We start from the raw sequence: 18,277 nt of genomic DNA, 5'->3' as shown, positions 1-18,277 counted from the left end.
TTATATCACTCCTACTCTTTCCACATGTAACTTCGACGTAATCAAAATCCCCTTCAATTGCAAGTCGTTTATCAAACTTTTGCCTTGATCCAAGCCATATAAACATACGACAGTTGAGAAGGCATCCGCCATCATCGCATATGGGGCCACAATACTGCAACTAATCAACTCATGGKGAGACTGTTTACTTTTCGGGTAAATAATATGATGGATGTCTTCACTTATTTTACTTTTGCGCTCGTAGCTGCCAGAAGTACATACTGCTTCATTCGATACTTCAATGACGTCTATAATATGTTCCTTGTAGACCGGATGCTGAATTCCAATGCGCCAAGCATGACCTGTTTCATCTAGCCCTCCAGCATAAAGGTCTCCACCAGCATTAATTACAAAACCTTGAAATTTAGATAATATCTGGGATGTAAGGTCAATAGCAAACCCTTTCGCAACCGCACCTAAATCAATCACCAGTGGCTTATGCAAGTACATCGTTCGGTCATATTCGTTTAAGACAATATCTCGATAGGATGCATTATCTGCAGCTAGGTTTGAATAGGTTTCTCCTGTTAGATAATGTCGATTGAAGCCATAAGCTTCCATTGTTTTTCCTATTGTGGGGTCAAATATCCCTTGTGTCCATTCCGCCACTTCCAAAGCAAACTTCAATGGCTGAAATAACCAGGAGCTGATCTGAACAGGGGTCCTTATCTGAAGACAAGCTCTCATTAATTCACTATCCGGAGTGAAACGGCTGCAAGCTTGTTCTACGTTCCGAAATGCATCAAAAGCCTGCTCTATTACAGGTTCAACCTCAGACATTGCAAGGGAAGTAACGACCTTAATCTCTATAACAGTATCCATCATTAACTTGGACTTTCTCACAATATGGATCATTATACATTCCGCGCTTGCATAAGTGCGTCTTCAATTGCATCTTGGAAGGCTTGTGTACTATACGTTGCTCCTGAAACATTCTGCACTTGAGCACTTTGCTTTTGTATCACTTCTTGAGGTAATCCAACAACATCGTTTTTGGAATAATGCATAGCAAAATGACTAATTTCCACATCGGTTATTTTATCATTGGTAATGCTCACTTTAACTCCAATCGAGCCACGTCGATTACTTCCACTTCCATCGAAGGTGCCATTCTTATATTGACTTTTGATCTGCTTGCTTACTGACTGATTATTGGCTTGTATTTGCTGCTGAGGCTTCTGTAAGGTAGCTTGTGTTTCTGTTGTCAAATACCCAGCGCTATACATGACGCCTATGGCTGTAGTACAAAGTACTATCCACTTTTTATCCATTTTGGCCATTGTACATTCCTCCAACTTACAGTACTTATATGCTAATTCACCTATCATCTACTTGATTAATGATACATCAAGTAAATGAAATTAAACTGAAATCAGCTATGCATTGAATTCAATTTCGAATATACTTCCCTTCCCTTCTTCACTCGTAACATGAATGTAAGCACGATGATTGCTTAAGATATCTGCGGCAATAGAAAGCCCTAATCCGGCCCCACCTAATTCACGTGAACGCGCCTTATCCACTCTGTAGAAACGCTCAAATATGCGTTCGAGCTCATCCTTTGGTATGCCAATACCTGTATCAGCAATTTGCAACATGGTTCTACCGTTCTGTTTAACGCCATATGTGATCGTCACTTGTCCGCCAGGCGGCGTATACTTAATCGCATTATCAAGTAAAATATAAATGAGTTGTTTTAATTGATCTACGTTTCCTTGGATTAAGACAAATTCCTTTTCCAGCAGTGGTGAATCTAAATTTAAAATAATCCCCTTCGCAAGGGCCAGCGGTTGTATAGCTTGAAACATTTGATAGGAAACTTGCCCTAAATTAATCTTTTCCAGCTTGATATTCAACGTTTTCGAATCACTGCGGGCTAACGTTAGTAATGACTCTACAAGCCGGATCATCCTTTTCACTTCATCTTGCAAACTATCCAGGATATGCTGTTCAAATTCAGGTAATGTATCCTTACTCTCCTCTAATAGTTCTACGGAAGAATGAATAACACTCAGCGGTGTCCTTAGCTCATGGGATGCATTCGTTGTGAACTCAACCTGACGATAATAGGATTTTTTGATAGGAACCATGGCTTTGCCTGCAAAAAAGTAGGCTAACCAGATGGCAATCGACAATAAAACAAGGGTAGAAAGCAAGAGGATTAGCCTAATTGTATGCAAGAGTGATACATTTGAAGATATATCAATGGCCATCCAACATCCCCCGCCAGCATCTTTCAAAATTTGAGAACTAACCAGAAAAGTCTGTTTTTCTCCCCCTTCTTCCACATAGAAGCGTTCACCACGCTCACTTTTCATTTCGTTTCGTTGGGACAAGTTAAAGAGCCGATTGGACATTTCTGTGTAACGGCTTGGAGAGACCTGAGTTTTCCCATCTGGACTCACCCAAACAATCAATTCATCTGAAAGCAGGAAGATCCATTCAACATTCTTGATTTCATGCTCCATGGTTCGCTTTCCCTTTATTTGCTCCTCTATGCGATGCTCCCATTGTTGTGACATTTTATTCTTTAGATCATCTAATTTTTGAATTTCATTGTGCTGAAGCGTTTCCTGTAAAACCAGATAAAAAAAAGCCGTTATGAGAATGATAACAATACCAAGGATACTGCCGAAAAATATCGTTAGCTGTTTTCTTGTTCGTTCGAACATCATTCTCCCCCTTCTACTACTAAGCGATAGCCAAGTCCACGTACATTTTGTATAATCTTATCGGAAAATGGATCGTCGAGTTTCTTGCGTAGCAATTTAATGGTGGCATCGACTGTATTGAGTGTAATTTCAGCATCTATGCCCCATACACGGTCAATTAGTTGCTCACGACTTAATATTTGTTTGGGATGTTGTGACATGAACGATAGCAACTGAAATTCGCGGCGTGAAAGAGGAATAGATACTCCGTTTCTACTCACTTCATAAGTACTATGGTCAATGACAAGCGTATCTCCAAATATTTTGGTATCCGCTTCCCAGTTTGTTTCTTTTCTACGATATAAGGCATGGAGACGAGCTATCAACTCCTCGAAAGCAAATGGCTTCACCAAATAATCATCTGCTCCTGCATTTAAACCCTCTACACGGTCAGTAATGGAGTCTCTTGCAGTTAGCATAAGGATCGGCGTCCGATTCTTCTTCATTCGGATTTCTTTGCATAACTCAATTCCAGTTTTATGAGGAATCATCCAGTCTAATATATAAATATCAAAGGTAGTTCTTTCAATGAATGCCAGCGCACTCTCTGCATCTAATGCCCATTCCACTTGGTACAGTTGTTTTCTAAGCTTATATTGAATCAACTCGCCAAGCTTCACATCATCCTCAACCAGTAAGATATGCATCCCCCATCACCTCCTCCTCAGATTTACTGCTATAGAAATGCGTGAATCAAAAATAATACAGCAAATGCTAGTCCACATCTTAAATGCCACTTCTTATCAAGCCTTCTGTATCGAAATAAACCCGAAATCGGCACTGGTAACAGGACTATTACTGCAAGAAGCCCGCTAATATTGTTGAAATCCCATTTAAAACCATACATAAAAACGGCAACCGCATGGAGTGTAATAAGTGCGATAGCGAGAATGGCAATTGAGGTGTGATATTTTTTCACAATACGAAGTAGCATAACCAAACCTTTTTTTAGAATAGCTAATTTCCCCCAAATGCGCTGTTTAATAATAAATGCTAAAACATAATTGGCTAACACTACGAATAAAGCAATTCGGGCATTGGAGCCATAATCTTTGAACGTATGCTCAAAACGACGATTGTGCAATGTTGTTGATGGTAAATGAAAAAGACTCCAAAGCTGCCAAATCACATAGATTGTGGCTACTGCCATCGCACCAAATACCCAAATGCGTTCTTTCTTAGGAATCCATGGTTGTTTTTCTTCTAAACTTCGCTGTGAACTCATCTTAACTCCTCCAACTCATAATCTTAGTTGTAATATACCCCAACTTTCTGAAAATGAAATGAAAAGCACAATCTGCTTTACCTATTTCTTTTCACTTCAACATTATTATTTATCAAAAAATCAACACTCGTCTATAATGTTTTGTTTTTTTTGATAATGGAGAGAATAAGGGAATAAAAATACTGGAGAATTTAATGAACCTTAATCCAATAGTACCCTTCGAGCCAATAAGTACAGAAACTATACCAACATCAAGTGACTGGATTACACAAATAAAATGGGATGGAGTAAGGATATTAACGTATTTTGACGGTCATGAGGTTCGCCTAATGAATCGTAAACAAAATGATCGTACGAGCCAATATCCTGAGTTATTAGATATAAAAAGATATTGCTCCGCCACTTCCTGCATATTAGATGGGGAAATAATTGCGTTCGACCAAAAGAGGCCTGCGTTTCAAGAGGTAATGAAGAGGGAGTCGTTACGAAATAGACAAAGTATTGAACTTGCAGTTAGTCGTACACCAATTACCTATATGATTTTTGATATCTTAATGTACAATGACATATGGCTTGTAGATCGACCACTGTTAGATAGACAAAAGGTACTAGAAGAGGTCATTATTCCTAATTCTAATCTGCAAATAGTGCAGAATTTTAATGACGGGAATAAGCTTTTTGATGTTATGAAGGAGCACAATATGGAAGGCGTTATAAGTAAGGACCTCCGAGGTACTTATGCTATTGGGGGGAAAGATAAACGGTGGCAGAAAAAAAAGATCTTCCACGATTTATATGCAGTTATTGGTGGAGTAACGATGAGGAATGGAATTGTTAATTCATTACTACTGGGTTTGTTTGAAAACGGGAATTTGTACTACATTGGTCATGCTGGCACTGGTAAGTTAAGTAACAATGATTGGCGAAATATTACTCAATTAGTTCAATCAAAAATTATTTTGAATAGACCATTTTTAAATGAACCAGCAAGGAATAAAGAAGCAATTTGGATTATGCCAGTTCACACAGTAAAAGTGCAATTTTTAGAATGGACTACAAACCGAACTATGAGGCACCCTAGTATTCAAGCGTTGGTCGATATGCAGGTTACAGCATGCTCCTTTCAGCAGAACGAATAACATAAGCTTGACACGCTTTAAAAACCAGTATAAATTTAAGGCACTACGGTCTACAGTTGTGCACTTAGTCATATTTATAAACTAATCTTATATTGGTTGCGTTATGGAGGAGCCTGTCACCAAGGGCTCCTTATGTTCTTTTTCGACATAAGGAGTCCTTGGTAGGGCTCTTTTTTCATGCCCAAAAACAAACACACATTCGATATTCAGGAGGCTCTAAACTATGGAACAGCAAGCAATCTTGGCAATTGGCATTTTTTTACTTACGTATGGCATGATCATCACCGAAAAAATACATCGCACCATCGTGGCTATGATTGGTGGTGTCCTTATGGTCGTTCTTGGTGTTGTTGATCAAGGTTCCGCTTTGCATCATATTGATTTCAATACACTCGGACTCTTAATTGGCATGATGATTATGGTAAGTATTACGGCAGAAACAGGATTATTTACGTATATCGCATTAGTAGCAGCAAAGAAAGCAAAGGGTGATCCTGTCAGAATTCTGGTATCACTCGTACTTATTACAGCTATTGGCTCTGCATTTCTTGATAATGTGACAACCGTATTGCTCATGGTACCGGTCACCTTCAGTATCACACGCCAGCTGCGTGTTAATCCCGTGCCGTACCTCATTACGCAAATTCTGGCATCTAATATCGGCGGTACGGCAACGTTAATCGGGGACCCACCCAACATCATGATTGGAAGTGCTGTTAAAGAGTTAACTTTCATGGCCTTTATAAATAATCTTGCACCTGTTGTTGTCATCATCATGGCGGTCACAATTCCGATCTTCGTTATCATTTTCCGCAAGCACATACAAACTACTCCTGAGCTAAAGATGAGTATCATGCAAATTGACGAAAAAGAAGTAATTACAGACCGTAAACTGCTAACCAAAAGTCTTTCCATTCTAGGAATTACGATCATCGGTTTTTTTCTTCACCAGCTGCTGCACCTTGAATCCGCAACAGTAGCCTTAGCAGKGGCATTTCTGTTACTGCTACTGACTGGGGAACATTCGATGGAAGAAGCTTTCAACAAAGTTGAATGGTCAACGATTTTTTTCTTTGTTGGACTTTTCGTCTTGGTATCTGGTTTGGTAGAAACAGGCGTAATTTCTAAATTAGCTGCTGGGGCCGTAGAATTGACGGGAGGTAATCCTATTGCAACGTCTATGTTAATCTTATGGCTCAGTGCAATCGCCTCAGCATTTCTAGACAACATCCCTTTTGTGGCAACTATGATTCCTATGATTCAGGAAATGGGTACGATGGGCGTGGAAAATTTAGAACCGCTTTGGTGGAGTTTGGCATTAGGCGCTTGTCTTGGAGGTAATGGAACACTTATCGGAGCAAGTGCTAACTTGATCGTCGCTGGCTTGGCTGCAAAAGAAGGACACCCCATCAAATTTATTGCTTTTATGAAATATGGTTTCCCACTTATGCTAGTCTCAGTTGGGTTAGCCAATATTTATATGTATGTTAGATATTTTATGTAAGGAAGAAGACCCCCCAATAGGGAGTTCCTCGGTTCATCGACCTCATTCTATTGGATAATTCGCCCAGTCATGGAGTGAATCATGATGGTAATTAGCTGGCCATCCTTCTCATAGGTAAGCTTATGAACAAGAGGAATTCCATTCCTAGATGGCAGATAGCAGGAAACTTCACTAATAGGTTTAAAAGGCATAAGCGATGTATCGTAAGCGACAGCGGTCCTTTTCGCATCCTCGACAGATACCGCCGGGTACATGGGTCTGCCAAGGCGTTTCTCTTCTAACCCAGGATGAACAGTGCCGCTGATACGTTGCACAACTCCTGTTTGATCTAGTTCGACGACCAATTGATCTCCGCATACGGTATGCTTAAATAGCTTTCTCTGCAAGGTAACCTTTGTAGAAGCAGTACCCTGATCTATTGCCACTATGTTCAAATCTCGTTCAACATGCTTGAGGCCATAAAGGGATTTAATTCTTTCCAAATACCTAAAGGTAATCCAACTAGGTGAATGTGCGGAAGGCTTGGTTAAATGACCCACAAGTAACAATGGTGTTTGAGTGACTGTATTCCACTTCATTTGCAGTGTATTGTCACTCTCGGTTCGAATGCTTTCCAGGATTCTCGCAGACCGTTTGGATATCTCCATGTTTTCTGTATTTGGTACTGAAGTAGACACTGAAAGCGACACGAATAATAGTAGTTTCCAAGTAAACAAGCAATCACCCCTTATTTACATTTTTGATCCATTTAAGAGATTTTATTCAATATCTAATTTTCATCTATACAGACATCCAGAAATTTGAGATATTAACATCGTCGTTTATTTAACAGTCGATCTGGAGGCTCTCATGATTTATTTAGCTATTATCATCTTTTTACTTACAATTACCTTCGTCATTTGGCAGCCGAAAGGCTTAAGCATTGGTTGGTCGGCATCAGCAGGAGCTTTGCTTGCCCTCGCTTTCCAAGTCGTTTCATTGCAAGATGTCGCCACAGTTACAGGCATCGTGTGGAACGCGACACTCGCTTTTGTCGGCATTATTGTGATCTCCATTATCTTAGATGGGATCGGCTTCTTTGAATGGTCCGCGCTCCACATGGCGCGCTTAGCCAATGGGAATGGAAAGCGCATGTTCGTCTACGTGATCCTGCTCGGGGCGGCAGTTTCCGCCTTTTTTGCAAACGATGGTGCGGCCCTGATCCTTACGCCCATCGTATTGGCTATGGTTAGAGCTATGAAATTGCCGGATGCCGCTATTCTCCCTTATATTATGGCAAGCGGCTTTATCGCGGACACCACGTCACTTCCGTTTGTCATTAGCAATTTAGTAAATATTCTTTCTGCGGATTTTTTCGGGATCGATTTTGTCACTTATGCCAGTCGAATGTTCGTAACGAGTCTGTTCTCGTTAGGCGCAAGCTTGCTGGTTCTCTATCTGTTTTATCGCAAACAAATCCCTGAAAGTTATGATATCACGGAGCTGAGACGCCCCTCGGAAGCGATTAAGGATATGAATCTGTTCCGATTATCTTGGTGGATTCTTGGCATCCTTTTAGTAACTTATATCTGTAGTGGATTTATCCAAGTGCCTGTTTCCATACTCGTTGGGACTGCCGCTCTTGCCTTCCTCCTCATTGCCAGAACGAGCGAAGCGGTGAATACGAGAAAGATTTTGAGAGAAGCTCCATGGGCAGTTGTCATCTTCTCCATCGGGATGTATGTGGTCGTCTATGGACTTAAAAATGTCGGACTTACGGATGCGCTCGGGGAGCTGATCGACATCATTTCTGGTGAGGGTCTGTTCGCAGCCACGATAGGCATGGGATTCCTTGCAGCGATCCTTTCTTCGATCATGAACAATTTGCCGACTGTGCTGATCGATGCTTTAGCCATTCAAGGTACACAAACTGAGGGCATCCTCCGAGAAGCCCTGATTTATGCCAATGTCATCGGGACCGATCTGGGGCCCAAAATGACACCTATCGGCTCCCTAGCCACTCTGATCTGGCTCCATGTGCTTGCCAAAAAAGGGGTGAAAATTACGTGGGGCGGTTATATGAAAGCTGGCGTAATCCTAACGATCCCCACTTTACTCATCACGTTAATCGGTTTGTATCTGTGGTTGCAGGTTATATCCTAATTTGCTGTCCGGCTTTTGTGTGACTCTGTTTGAGAACCACCCTCCTAGGAAATAATTGTGAATAAAAGCTCAGAAGGGGCGGTTTCAAATTATGGCGTTCAAAGCAGAGAAAGCTAAGCTTCTCGTGGAGGGCAACGAGTTGACAATTACGAATCCGAATAAGCCGCTATGGCCTGATTTAGGCATCACGAAGGCGGATTACCTGACGACATTAAGTGAACTCTCGCCCTACCTCCTACGTTACTGCCGTAATCGCCATCTAACGACGATTCGATTTCCACATGGGTATGATGATAAGTCCTTTTATCAGAAAAATGCCCCCGATCCAGTGCCTAGCTTCGTTAAGCTAGCACCGCTAGATGGCATCAACTATGTGAATTTGGACTCGTTATCTACGCTCATTTGGCTCGGGAATCTGACTTGCTTGGAATTTCATCCTTCCTTCCATTACATCGGGAAGACGAATCCTGCAGAATGGCTCATTGATATCGACCCAACCTTGGAGGAAGAACCTCGCATCATGGAGGCTGCTCTTATCATCGGCGAAGTGCTTGATTCGCTGCGAATTCAGTCGGTTCCCAAGACCTCTGGAGCAACAGGCGTACAAATTTACATTCCAATTCAACCTGGCTATACGTTCGAAGAGCTCCGAAGAGTTGGACATTTCATCGCAACCTACACGGTTAACATGTACCCGAAGCTGTTTACCATTGAGCGCTTCAAGAAAAATCGCGGTGATAAGATCTATATCGACTACCTCCAGCATTGGTATGGAAAAACACTATCTGCTCCTTATACGCCGCGTGCCAGAAAGGACGCAACAATTTCCACTCCTTTGCTTTGGAAAGAAGTAGAACTTCGTCCAAGCATTAGCGAGTTCAATCAACTAACCATCATGAATCGACTACGAACCTACGGGGACCTGATTGACCGTATTCCACCTCAAAATTTGAACGCTATACTAGCTAAATTAAAAGAGTAGTTCTAATTAGAACTACTCTTTTTCATCAAAATAAAGGGGATAACAATCGCGCAATTCTCTCTTTTCTTTTTTCACCAGGCGACCTCATCTCAAATTCAGATCGTATAACTTCCGTAGATGACTCCAAATCCATCACGAAATCTCTCTCCAAACGGGAAATTACCTTCTCATCAAACATCACGGCATTCAATTCGAAGTTACTGAAAAAGCTGCGCATATCCACGTTCGCCGTACCTACCGTTGCCATGATGTCGTCCACGATAATCACTTTGGCATGAATAAACCCTTTCCGATACAAATAGAATCGAACGCCTACCTGTAATAATTCCTGTAAATAGGACTTTGACGCATATTGGACAATTGCGGAATCCGCCTCAAATGGAAGAATGATACATACATCAACACCACTGATTGCGGCAGATTTAAGGGCCATTATGATGCTCGGATCGGGAATGAAATAAGGCGTTGTAATCCAAATTCGGTTCTTCGCTGCAATCAATCCCGCAAAATACATTTCTTGAATGGCATCCCATCTGGCGTCAGGACCACTAGAAATGACTTGAACGATCGAAGGCTCCTGTACAGAGTGAACTGGATAATAACGCTTTTCCCCCAAGCTTTCCCCACTAACGAAATACCAGTCCGTCAGAAAGGTGCGCTGTAAATCATATACCGAGTCCCCATGCAGCATGAGGTGCGTATCTCGCCAGAAACCAAGTTTAGGGTCCCCGCCAACGTACTCATTCCCAATATTAATTCCTCCAACGAAACCAACCAAGCCATCGACAACCACAATTTTGCGATGGTTCCGATAATTCAACCGTTTATCAAAAAATGCTATCAATGGCTTTAGGAAAGGTTCCACAGCAATCCCCGCACGCTTCAATGAAGAAATGTAAGCCTTAGAAAGCGCTTGACTCCCAACACCATCGTAAATGACCCTTACAGCTACCCCTGCCTTCGCTTTCGTTATTAATGCTTCTTGAAATCTCATCCCAATCGTATCATCACGAATCGTATAAAATTCGAAGTGAATATGATCCTGGGCCTTCCCTATCTCTTCAAGCATCGCTTCGTAAGTCACGTCGGCATTCGTCAGTACGTCAACCCGATTCATTCCTCTTATCGGTGCATGAGGCACATGACGCAGCCAATCTCGCAGACGCTGTTCCCTCGGTAAGAAGCTGTCTTCGCCTTTTTTGGCATCTATGCTGACATTGTACGGAACGTGCTGGAGCTCTTGTATCAAGAGATTCTCGCTGCTATGATCATGAACTTTCTTCCGCCGCGCATATTCCCTTGCGATGAAATAATACATAAAGAACCCAATAATTGGGAAAATAAACAGAATACTCAGCCATGCTATTGACTTGGCTGGCCTTTTATATTCACAAATTAAAATTGTAGCTGCCTGAAAGATAAATAACAACAGTAATAAAATGATCCATACCAACAACACCAGCTCCTATCCCTACATCTGCATGCTGAGATAGCTTTTGCCATGTCCTTCGGAGTTATACCTTTTTCTTCTAACTAAACCTGTATAAATAAATTTTTCCAACTTTCGTAATAAAATCCTGCCCTTTCGCAGAACATAATCTACGCATTCTTATTTCTTGAACTTGATCATGGCAGGAGGTGCCTCTCGCTTGGCCAAAACACCTAAATATTTGATGAAAAGCATCCTGCAAAGTCGCAAAGCGATACCAACCAGCGAAGGGGATCCTCCTTCTAATTTAGATCAAGCTCTCGATATTCCGTTTATTGAGGATCTTAAACAGACTAAACTCTCGCTGCTACTCGATGAGAATCATAATTTTATTAAAGAAATGTTTCAGGAATGCTCTGATGTCGTTGTTAGAGAATTCGAAATTGACCCCCATATCCCAGCACTGCTGCTTTTCGTAGATGGTCTAACCAATACACAACTTCTGAACGATACGATGAAGTCACTCATGCTGATCGGAGGCGGGGAAACCTCAATCGAGCGAATTGCTAATGTCATTCTGCCAGTGTCACAAACGCAGATTTCCGACAATTATGGTGACTTGCTGACTTCCGTTCTCGGCGGTGATGCTGCACTGCTCGTTGAGGGGAACGCGAAAGCCATTCTGCTCGGCATCCGTGGGACAGAGAAGCGAACTGTTGGTGAACCAGAGACAGAAACGGTCGTTCGCGGCCCAAAGGAAGGCTTCGTAGAGAGTATTCGTACGAACACTTCTATGATTCGGCGTAAGCTCAAGACACCTCGACTCAAGATGAAATCCATGTGTGTAGGCAAAGAGAGCAATACCAACCTGGTTATCTGCTATTTGGATAACTTAGCAATGCCTTCGTTAGTCGAAGAGGTCGTCAAACGACTTGAACAAATCAAAATTGATGCCATTTTGGAATCAGGCATGATTGAAGAACTTATCCAGGACGATGCCTATTCGCCATTCCCGCAAATGCAATATACAGAACGTCCTGACGTAGTCGCCTCCGCCTTGCTCCAAGGAAGAGTTGCGATTCTTACAGACGGCACGCCCTTCGCTCTCATCGTGCCCTTTGTATTCATTCAGATTATGCAAACGAGCGAAGACTACTATGAGCGATTTCAGATCAGCTCACTCTTACGCATGCTTCGTTATGCCTTCATGTTTCTGTCGTTAACAACGCCTGCACTCTATGTCGCGATAACGACGTACCATCAAGCACTACTACCAACAACGTTAATGCTTAGTGTCGCTGCATCGCGAGAGGCTATCCCATTCCCGGCGGTCGTTGAAGCCTTCATCATGGAAATCACCTTTGAAGCCTTGCGCGAAGCTGGTATCCGACTCCCTAAGGCTGTTGGCTCCGCCGTATCGATTTTAGGTGCTCTTGTAGTCGGCCAAGCTGCTGTACAAGCTGGAATCGTTTCAGCACCCATGGTTATTGTTGTCTCGATTACAGGTATAGCTTCCTTTACCATTCCACGATTTAACGGTGCGATTGCTATTCGGATGCTGCGCTTCCCTATTCTCATTGCTGCAGCCGTATTTGGATTCTTTGGTATTTTTTTCTCATTGATGATTCTGATTGGGCACATGGCGAATCTCCGTTCATTCGGAGTACCTTATCTGTCTCCTGTTGGCCCTTTATCTGCTACAGATATGAAGGATGTCCTGATCCGTGCACCATGGTGGCAATTGAGAAAGCGTCCGGAGTTTATGGCTATTCAAGATAACACCAGTCAAGATGATACTCTTGCGAAGCAAATCAAGAAAGCTGGAGGTTTAGACGGCAGCAGTATCGACCACGTACACAAAGCCAATAAGGAGGAACAGTCCAATGATTCATCCTAAACAGCGTGTTAGGCTAGTGGCAACTTTACTACTATCCACGACTCTTCTTACTGGTTGTTGGGATCGTACAGAGACCAATGACCTCGCGTTTGTCCTTACTTCATCGGCTGATTTAGAGGATGACGGCAGATATCGTGTTACTTATATGTTCCCTCTCCCCGGTTCCATGGGTGGAGCTAGCGGTGGAGGTGGCGGCACCGCTGGGGGGAAAAGCTATTACATTGATTCCGAGGTCGGGCTCACCTTCCGCGATGCAATCAGCAAGCTTCAAAAACGTATGGCAAGACGCATCTTTCTCTCACACCGCAGAACGATCGTCATTGGTGAAAAGCTAGCGGAAGCAGGCATCAATTCCTTGTTCGATGTTCTTCCGCGTTCACCAGAGAATCGGATGACAAGCTACCTGATCGTAACCAAAGGCAAGGGCTATGACCTCCTTAATACAGAGCCGAAATTCGAGCGCTTTCCCGCTGAAGTCCTTCGTGAATTAGCGAAGTCTCGCAGTTCTATGCCTACAACAATGAAGGATGTTGGGATGTCCTTAAGCTTTAACAGTGATCCAATCATGAGTTATATGGAACCTCGAGATGGACAAGTCTCTAAAGAGCCATCCCATGAAATCCAATTCGTTGGTTATGGGCAGTTCAAAGGGGATAAGATGGTTGGCATTTATAAGAAGAAAGAAGCATCGGGGCTTTTGTGGCTTCGAAATCAAGCAAAAGAGCAACAGCTCACCTTCCCCTTGGAGGAAGGCAAAAATATTTCCATCTCCATTGTTGGCGGCAAGACAGAGATCTCACCTAAGCTTCTGGAAGACAAAGTCATGTTTGACATCATCGTAGAAGCTCGTGGTGCTGTGAGGGAAGACCTCACTGATGAGGATTTGTATAATTCCAATACCCTCCATAACGTAGAAACAAAGTTCGCAGAGCAAATCAAATTATCAGTACTCGCAACGATTAAACAGATGCAAAAGGAAGGCACGGATTCGGCTCAACTTGGTCTCATTATTTGGCGAACACATCCTCAGAAGTGGAACGAGCAATTCGGGAAGGATTGGGAGCGTTATTTTAAAGATGCTGAGTTTAATATTGTTGTGAAAGCCTCCATTCCCGATACAGGTGTGATTAGCCGCAATGTGACTAAGGGAGGGATTTAGACGATGGATGGGATCTTTGTTATCAGCTTTCTTATCATTTTGGTCGGATCTTTCATGATCGATCGCAAGATGCTGCGGACGACGGGAACTGGGAATCAAATAACCTATGGTCTTTCCATTGGTTTAATCCTACTTTTTCTCATCATGAAATATCTCCATGTGAGTATTCCAATGCCCTCCTATTTTTTCGTGCAAGTGGTTTCTCCTTGGTTCATACGAGTTCTTGGCATTTAAGATGAAAGGTGGTGTTCCTCATCGATAGTAAGCGGGTCATTAACCAACGGCAGCTCTCTTGGCTAGCTTCTTCCATTGTCACCAGCGGAGGCGTTCTCACGTTGCAAAACGAATTGATACGCATCAATCAAATGGATGCTTGGTTTAGCTATTTACTTTCTATTCTCTATGTCTTTCTAATCGCTGGCTTCTTTAGCTATTTGGTTAAGCTCTATCCCTATAAGAACATTTTTGAAATTTCCAAAGAAATATTAGGTCCTTGGCTGGGCACAGTTATGAATCTACTCATTTTGTTTCATTTCTGGCAAATTGTCGTTCGTGATATTTCCTCTGTATCCAGATTTAGTTCTACCCTTTTACTGAATACAACGCCACTTGAAATTATAATCTTACTAAACTGTTTGCTGCTTTTGTATTTCGGTAAAACGAGTGTAGAGGTTATCGCACGCGTCAATGACCTGTTCTACCCACTCTTCGTCGTGACAATTACCATTATGCCGCTGCTCTTATCGAACGAATTTTTTTTGAGGCTAACAACGCCTGTACTGACAATGCCGCTTCAGCACTGGACAGCTAGTTCCGTTCTAACACTCGGGAGCGCGGGTGATGTTTTCATTCTGGGCGCATTCCTACATATGCTGTCCAATGCAAATCATGTTCGTTCGGCTATTCGCCATGGCTCCCTGCTAGGTTTTTTTCTACTCACACTCATTTTATTTGCCATCATTGCCGTACTCGGTCCTAAGATGCCTGCAAACTTCTCCTATCCTAGCTTTAATCTAGTTCAAACGATTCATATCACTGATTTTCTAGATCGCCTTGATCTCATCATGCTCATGATCTGGTATCCAACCGTTGCGTGTAAAATGATCGCCATTTATTTAGCGCTTCTGCTCGGCATTAGCTCCATTTTCAATGATCGAAATTACCCGATGATTAACAAACCTATCGCCCTGTTAATAGGATTGTGTACTTGTCTTTCCTTTAAAAGCACCACCGAGTTGCTCAGTTTCTCCAATTTCAGCTCACCCGTCATTGTCTTGGCTTACCAACCTATCGTCATGGTCGTCCTCCTTATCGCGGGGCATAGAAAAAAAAGGAAGTATCCGGATGCTTTTCCCACTCCCACTGGAGGAACGCATGTAAAGGAGGATCCCGAACAAAATTCAGGCAAACTTAGCCAACGAATGTCCTATACACAATGGTTATGGGGAGGAAATCTAGTTTTGGTCCTTTGCGTAGCATTTGTTCTAATTGGCCTGATGTTCGGCGAAAGATCTACGATGATTGGTGAGATTTGTGCAATAGGCTTTGGCAGTTCTCTATTGTTGACGACCTTGACCACCTATATGGAGCTTACCAAGCTGAAACAAGCTGAAAGCAGTAACTAAGTGAAGTTGCAGCCGTGAATTGATTTATGGAGGAATGCTTATCGTCAATTAAAAAAGCACCCGCCTAAGCGAGTGCCTCGTAAAAATAATAAGTTAAACAGGAACTGATTGATTCAAACGGCTTTTCGCGACCTTTAAGTAGCCATGCACATTTAAGTATTCACTATCATTGGTGAAACGCAATTTCATTGCTCCTGCCGCGTCTTGGATATACGGCTTCAGTGCAGTCGCACCGCCGCCAATCACGTAGAAGCATTGAATATCTGGGCATTTGCGCCAGCGCTTCTTAATCATTTCGACCATGCGTACCGCAGCACGTCGGAAATGCAGATCTACGATTGGCCGAATATCTACTTGGCCTTCGCCGGGAAGCTGAATCGTAAATTGACGATTCTTCACGCGCTGCGCCAGCTTCGCTCGGCTTGGGAACAAGTGGCCATAGGCATCTTCAACGTCACGAATAATTGCATCCAAATACGTAGCAATCCCGATCTGCTCGCCATGGCTAAAATGGTTATCAATCGCCATGCGTTTGATGACAGGGAAATCTGTCGTCAAGGCACCGATCTCGCAAACGCCTATACAGCCGTTGTATATTTCTTCGTCCTTGACCTGCAAGCTATCGTGTGTTGCCATATGGAACATGGCCGCAGCACCTTCAATAGAGACAGCTACTTTGCGGATCGAAACTTTAATTTTACGATTATGGAACTGTGGTGTGGAAAGGAATGTCACTTCATGCTCACCTAGAAGTCGATGTTCAAATGTCTGACTATATTTAGGGAAAGAACGAACAGGCAAACCCGTACCCAATGTGTATTCTACTTCGTCAACATTGCCGTAACCAGGGCCCGCTGCTTGATTCGTGAGACCCTGATAAGCAAGTGCAGTCAGTGCTACAATGAGGGATTGATCCGATAGCGCTTTATTATCCGTGTCTTCTAGCTCTAGGTTATCCTCGTGCTCTAAGGCCAGTTGCCCTACGAAATAACGTTGATTCCGCTGTGAAAGGCTTGGACTATAAATAACGACATCCAATGCTTTCCAAGGTGAATCTTCTTCTTGCAAAATGTGTCTTTCGTAGCCCGGCGCTATGATATTTGGAATTACTAGTGGTTCTCTAGACCCATCTAGCACCAGCTTAATACTATCGTTCCCTATGTCAATACCTGCAAGCTTAATCATGTGTGCCTCCACTCCAAATCTACAGCTTTCTGTAATTGTATTAGTAAATTCGATCATATACGACAGGATTCCTTCCTACTTTAGACTCATTTTCCTAGGACTAGTAGGTAGGAAGGCAGGTTTTTAGCAAAATATGACGAATGATGTACAGAACTTCACTTTACCAAATTCAACCATGACAGGAGACAACTTAGTCCTTATGAAGCTTAAGTGGAAACCCAAAAAACTGACGCTGGTTATCATTCCAGATGCTACGCAATCGGTTGTCAGATTTCGCATTTCCCATTTATCTGCCTATATCGCTGCAGCATGCTTTACCTTGCTAATGCTGATTTCCATAACGATTTACTTTATGCATGCACATACCGTGAAACAGGCAAGTGACCTGCAATCGAAGCTAAGCGGTGCCCACCAGCAATGGAGCGCAACCCTAACTTCTAAGAATAAGGCCATCGAACAATTGCAAAACGAAGTCATTCAACTGTCCCAGCAAGCTGAACAGATGAAAACCCAAGTGGAGGAAGTAAAAAAGTTAGAGAGTGATCTCAAAACCATTGCTGGCATTGATCACGAACCAAGTAACGTCGCCGTTGCAAGCAATTCATCTGAAGGCAAGGCGAAGAAAGATGCCAATCAGCCGACAATCGGCGAGTCTCCCCCTTCAACAGGTGTAGGTGGCAGCCCCAATCCTGTCTCACAAGATATCATTCTTAAGCTAGGTCAAGATACACTTGCCTCCTTCACTGCGCTGAATGGCGAAGTACAAGAGTTGCAAACGAATTTAGTACAAACGAAACAGAAAGTGGCCGACAAGCAGGAGCAACTTCGCATCACACCGACGTTATGGCCAACGAGCACGAAGGTTGTTACTTCTCCTTTTGGCTATCGATCCGATCCATTTACCAAAATACCTAGCTATCATTCCGGCATTGATTTCGGTGCTCATGAGAATGATCCCGTCTATGCAACGGCTGCTGGTAAAGTCGTCAGTACAGGTAAGGACATTTACCATGGCAACAACATTGTGATTGAGCATTCCAAGGGCTTACGCACCTGGTACATGCATTTAAATAAAATTCTAGTTAACAAAGGTGACTCTGTAGAAAAAGGCGGTACGATCGGATTAGTCGGATCTACGGGCCGAAGCACAGGAGCGCATCTCCACTATGAAGTACTCAAAAACGGCGAAAGCGTCGATCCCAAGCCTTACCTTAAATCGATTCGAAAGGATGATAACTAA

Annotated in this window: 17 protein-coding genes; 9 read left to right on the top strand and 8 right to left on the bottom strand. The window is 42.8% G+C overall.

Annotation, left to right across the window (positions count from 1 at the left end):
* From AB4114_RS09920 to AB4114_RS09900, 5 genes are all read right to left on the bottom strand, one after another.
* Nucleotides 1–864 carry an FAD:protein FMN transferase gene (locus AB4114_RS09920; RefSeq protein WP_441988312.1) on the bottom strand — a complete coding sequence of 288 codons (864 nt, stop codon included), beginning with the start codon at nucleotides 862–864 and terminating at the stop codon, nucleotides 1–3.
* Between the two features lie 29 nt (nucleotides 865–893).
* Entirely contained in the window at nucleotides 894–1,319 is a 426-nt protein-coding gene (locus tag AB4114_RS09915) for an FMN-binding protein (protein WP_441988311.1), read from the bottom strand.
* A gap of 96 nt (nucleotides 1,320–1,415) precedes the next feature.
* Nucleotides 1,416–2,714: a sensor histidine kinase gene (locus tag AB4114_RS09910; RefSeq protein ID WP_441988310.1), complete on the bottom strand. Its 1,299-nt coding sequence runs from the start codon at nucleotides 2,712–2,714 to the stop codon at nucleotides 1,416–1,418.
* Nucleotides 2,711–3,397, bottom strand: a complete 687-nt coding sequence (locus AB4114_RS09905) for a response regulator transcription factor (protein WP_441988309.1) — start codon at nucleotides 3,395–3,397, stop codon at nucleotides 2,711–2,713. Before AB4114_RS09905 ends, AB4114_RS09910 begins: the two co-directional genes overlap by 4 nt.
* Before the next feature lie 29 nt (nucleotides 3,398–3,426).
* Nucleotides 3,427–3,975, bottom strand: coding sequence for a hypothetical protein (locus tag AB4114_RS09900; RefSeq protein ID WP_441988308.1), 549 nt, complete (start codon nucleotides 3,973–3,975; stop codon nucleotides 3,427–3,429).
* 194 nt (nucleotides 3,976–4,169) lie between these two features.
* Between AB4114_RS09900 and AB4114_RS09895 the strand changes: the two genes are divergently transcribed.
* Nucleotides 4,170–5,114, top strand: a complete 945-nt coding sequence (locus AB4114_RS09895; protein WP_441988307.1) for an ATP-dependent DNA ligase — start codon at nucleotides 4,170–4,172, stop codon at nucleotides 5,112–5,114.
* A 223-nt stretch (nucleotides 5,115–5,337) separates the two neighbouring features.
* A complete protein-coding gene (locus AB4114_RS09890) occupies nucleotides 5,338–6,618 on the top strand; it encodes an SLC13 family permease (RefSeq protein ID WP_441988306.1) in 1,281 nt (426 codons plus the stop codon).
* A gap of 47 nt (nucleotides 6,619–6,665) precedes the next feature.
* On the opposite strand, the gene AB4114_RS09885 is transcribed toward AB4114_RS09890, so the two are convergent.
* On the bottom strand, nucleotides 6,666–7,043 hold the full coding sequence (locus AB4114_RS09885; protein ID WP_441988305.1) for a hypothetical protein: 378 nt from the start codon (nucleotides 7,041–7,043) through the stop codon (nucleotides 6,666–6,668).
* Nucleotides 7,044–7,467: 424 nt separating this feature from the next.
* Here AB4114_RS09885 and AB4114_RS09880 point away from each other — a divergent pair, with 424 nt between their 5' ends.
* Together AB4114_RS09880 and ligD are read left to right on the top strand one after the other, a co-directional pair.
* Nucleotides 7,468–8,760 (top strand): arsenic transporter, encoded by a 1,293-nt coding sequence (locus AB4114_RS09880; RefSeq protein WP_441988304.1) that lies wholly within the window; start codon nucleotides 7,468–7,470, stop codon nucleotides 8,758–8,760.
* 91 nt (nucleotides 8,761–8,851) lie between these two features.
* A complete protein-coding gene (gene ligD, locus AB4114_RS09875; protein WP_441988303.1) occupies nucleotides 8,852–9,742 on the top strand; it encodes a non-homologous end-joining DNA ligase in 891 nt (296 codons plus the stop codon).
* A gap of 25 nt (nucleotides 9,743–9,767) precedes the next feature.
* Here the strand turns inward: ligD and cls are convergent, their stop codons facing one another.
* Nucleotides 9,768–11,195 (bottom strand): cardiolipin synthase, encoded by a 1,428-nt coding sequence (gene cls, locus AB4114_RS09870; protein WP_441988302.1) that lies wholly within the window; start codon nucleotides 11,193–11,195, stop codon nucleotides 9,768–9,770.
* Nucleotides 11,196–11,415: 220 nt separating this feature from the next.
* On the opposite strand from cls, the gene AB4114_RS09865 reads away from it, so the two are divergent.
* Genes AB4114_RS09865 through AB4114_RS09850 form a run of 4 tightly spaced genes read left to right on the top strand, consistent with a single transcriptional unit; the run spans nucleotide 11,416 to nucleotide 15,852 of the window.
* The gene (locus AB4114_RS09865) at nucleotides 11,416–13,068 is read left to right on the top strand and encodes a spore germination protein (RefSeq protein WP_441988417.1); all 1,653 of its coding nucleotides are present in this window, start codon (nucleotides 11,416–11,418) and stop codon (nucleotides 13,066–13,068) included.
* Nucleotides 13,055–14,227 carry a Ger(x)C family spore germination protein gene (locus tag AB4114_RS09860; RefSeq protein ID WP_441988301.1) on the top strand — a complete coding sequence of 391 codons (1,173 nt, stop codon included), beginning with the start codon at nucleotides 13,055–13,057 and terminating at the stop codon, nucleotides 14,225–14,227. The genes AB4114_RS09865 and AB4114_RS09860 overlap by 14 nt, the downstream gene beginning before the upstream one ends.
* 3 nt (nucleotides 14,228–14,230) lie before the next feature.
* On the top strand, nucleotides 14,231–14,461 hold the full coding sequence (locus AB4114_RS09855; RefSeq protein ID WP_441988300.1) for a hypothetical protein: 231 nt from the start codon (nucleotides 14,231–14,233) through the stop codon (nucleotides 14,459–14,461).
* Nucleotides 14,462–14,469: 8 nt separating this feature from the next.
* Nucleotides 14,470–15,852: a GerAB/ArcD/ProY family transporter gene (locus AB4114_RS09850; protein ID WP_441988299.1), complete on the top strand. Its 1,383-nt coding sequence runs from the start codon at nucleotides 14,470–14,472 to the stop codon at nucleotides 15,850–15,852.
* 93 nt (nucleotides 15,853–15,945) lie between these two features.
* On the opposite strand, the gene AB4114_RS09845 is transcribed toward AB4114_RS09850, so the two are convergent.
* Nucleotides 15,946–17,037, bottom strand: a complete 1,092-nt coding sequence (locus AB4114_RS09845; RefSeq protein ID WP_056608471.1) for a ParM/StbA family protein — start codon at nucleotides 17,035–17,037, stop codon at nucleotides 15,946–15,948.
* A gap of 199 nt (nucleotides 17,038–17,236) precedes the next feature.
* Between AB4114_RS09845 and AB4114_RS09840 the strand changes: the two genes are divergently transcribed.
* The gene (locus AB4114_RS09840) at nucleotides 17,237–18,277 is read left to right on the top strand and encodes a M23 family metallopeptidase (RefSeq protein ID WP_441988298.1); all 1,041 of its coding nucleotides are present in this window, start codon (nucleotides 17,237–17,239) and stop codon (nucleotides 18,275–18,277) included.

The organism is Paenibacillus sp. 2RAB27 (assembly GCF_052115445.1).
GTDB lineage: Bacteria > Bacillota > Bacilli > Paenibacillales > NBRC-103111 > Paenibacillus_E.
Note: the sequence above shows the minus strand (reverse complement) of the source record. Positions and strands in the feature narration are given on the sequence as shown.

Bases quoted from the DNA above. Each gene is read 5' to 3' on its own strand.
- AB4114_RS09905 (WP_441988309.1), bottom strand. From the start codon at position 3,397: ATGCATATCTTACTGGTTGAGGATGATGTGAAGCTTGGCGAGTTGATT.
- AB4114_RS09895 (WP_441988307.1), top strand. From the start codon at position 4,170: ATGAACCTTAATCCAATAGTACCCTTCGAGCCAATAAGTACAGAAACT.
- AB4114_RS09910 (WP_441988310.1), bottom strand. From the start codon at position 2,714: ATGATGTTCGAACGAACAAGAAAACAGCTAACGATATTTTTCGGCAGT.
- AB4114_RS09915 (WP_441988311.1), bottom strand. From the start codon at position 1,319: ATGGCCAAAATGGATAAAAAGTGGATAGTACTTTGTACTACAGCCATA.
- AB4114_RS09855 (WP_441988300.1), top strand. From the start codon at position 14,231: ATGGATGGGATCTTTGTTATCAGCTTTCTTATCATTTTGGTCGGATCT.
- AB4114_RS09845 (WP_056608471.1), bottom strand. From the start codon at position 17,037: ATGATTAAGCTTGCAGGTATTGACATAGGGAACGATAGTATTAAGCTG.
- AB4114_RS09865 (WP_441988417.1), top strand. From the start codon at position 11,416: ATGAAAAGCATCCTGCAAAGTCGCAAAGCGATACCAACCAGCGAAGGG.
- ligD (WP_441988303.1), top strand. From the start codon at position 8,852: ATGGCGTTCAAAGCAGAGAAAGCTAAGCTTCTCGTGGAGGGCAACGAG.
- AB4114_RS09880 (WP_441988304.1), top strand. From the start codon at position 7,468: ATGATTTATTTAGCTATTATCATCTTTTTACTTACAATTACCTTCGTC.
- AB4114_RS09900 (WP_441988308.1), bottom strand. From the start codon at position 3,975: ATGAGTTCACAGCGAAGTTTAGAAGAAAAACAACCATGGATTCCTAAG.
- AB4114_RS09840 (WP_441988298.1), top strand. From the start codon at position 17,237: ATGAAGCTTAAGTGGAAACCCAAAAAACTGACGCTGGTTATCATTCCA.
- AB4114_RS09860 (WP_441988301.1), top strand. From the start codon at position 13,055: ATGATTCATCCTAAACAGCGTGTTAGGCTAGTGGCAACTTTACTACTA.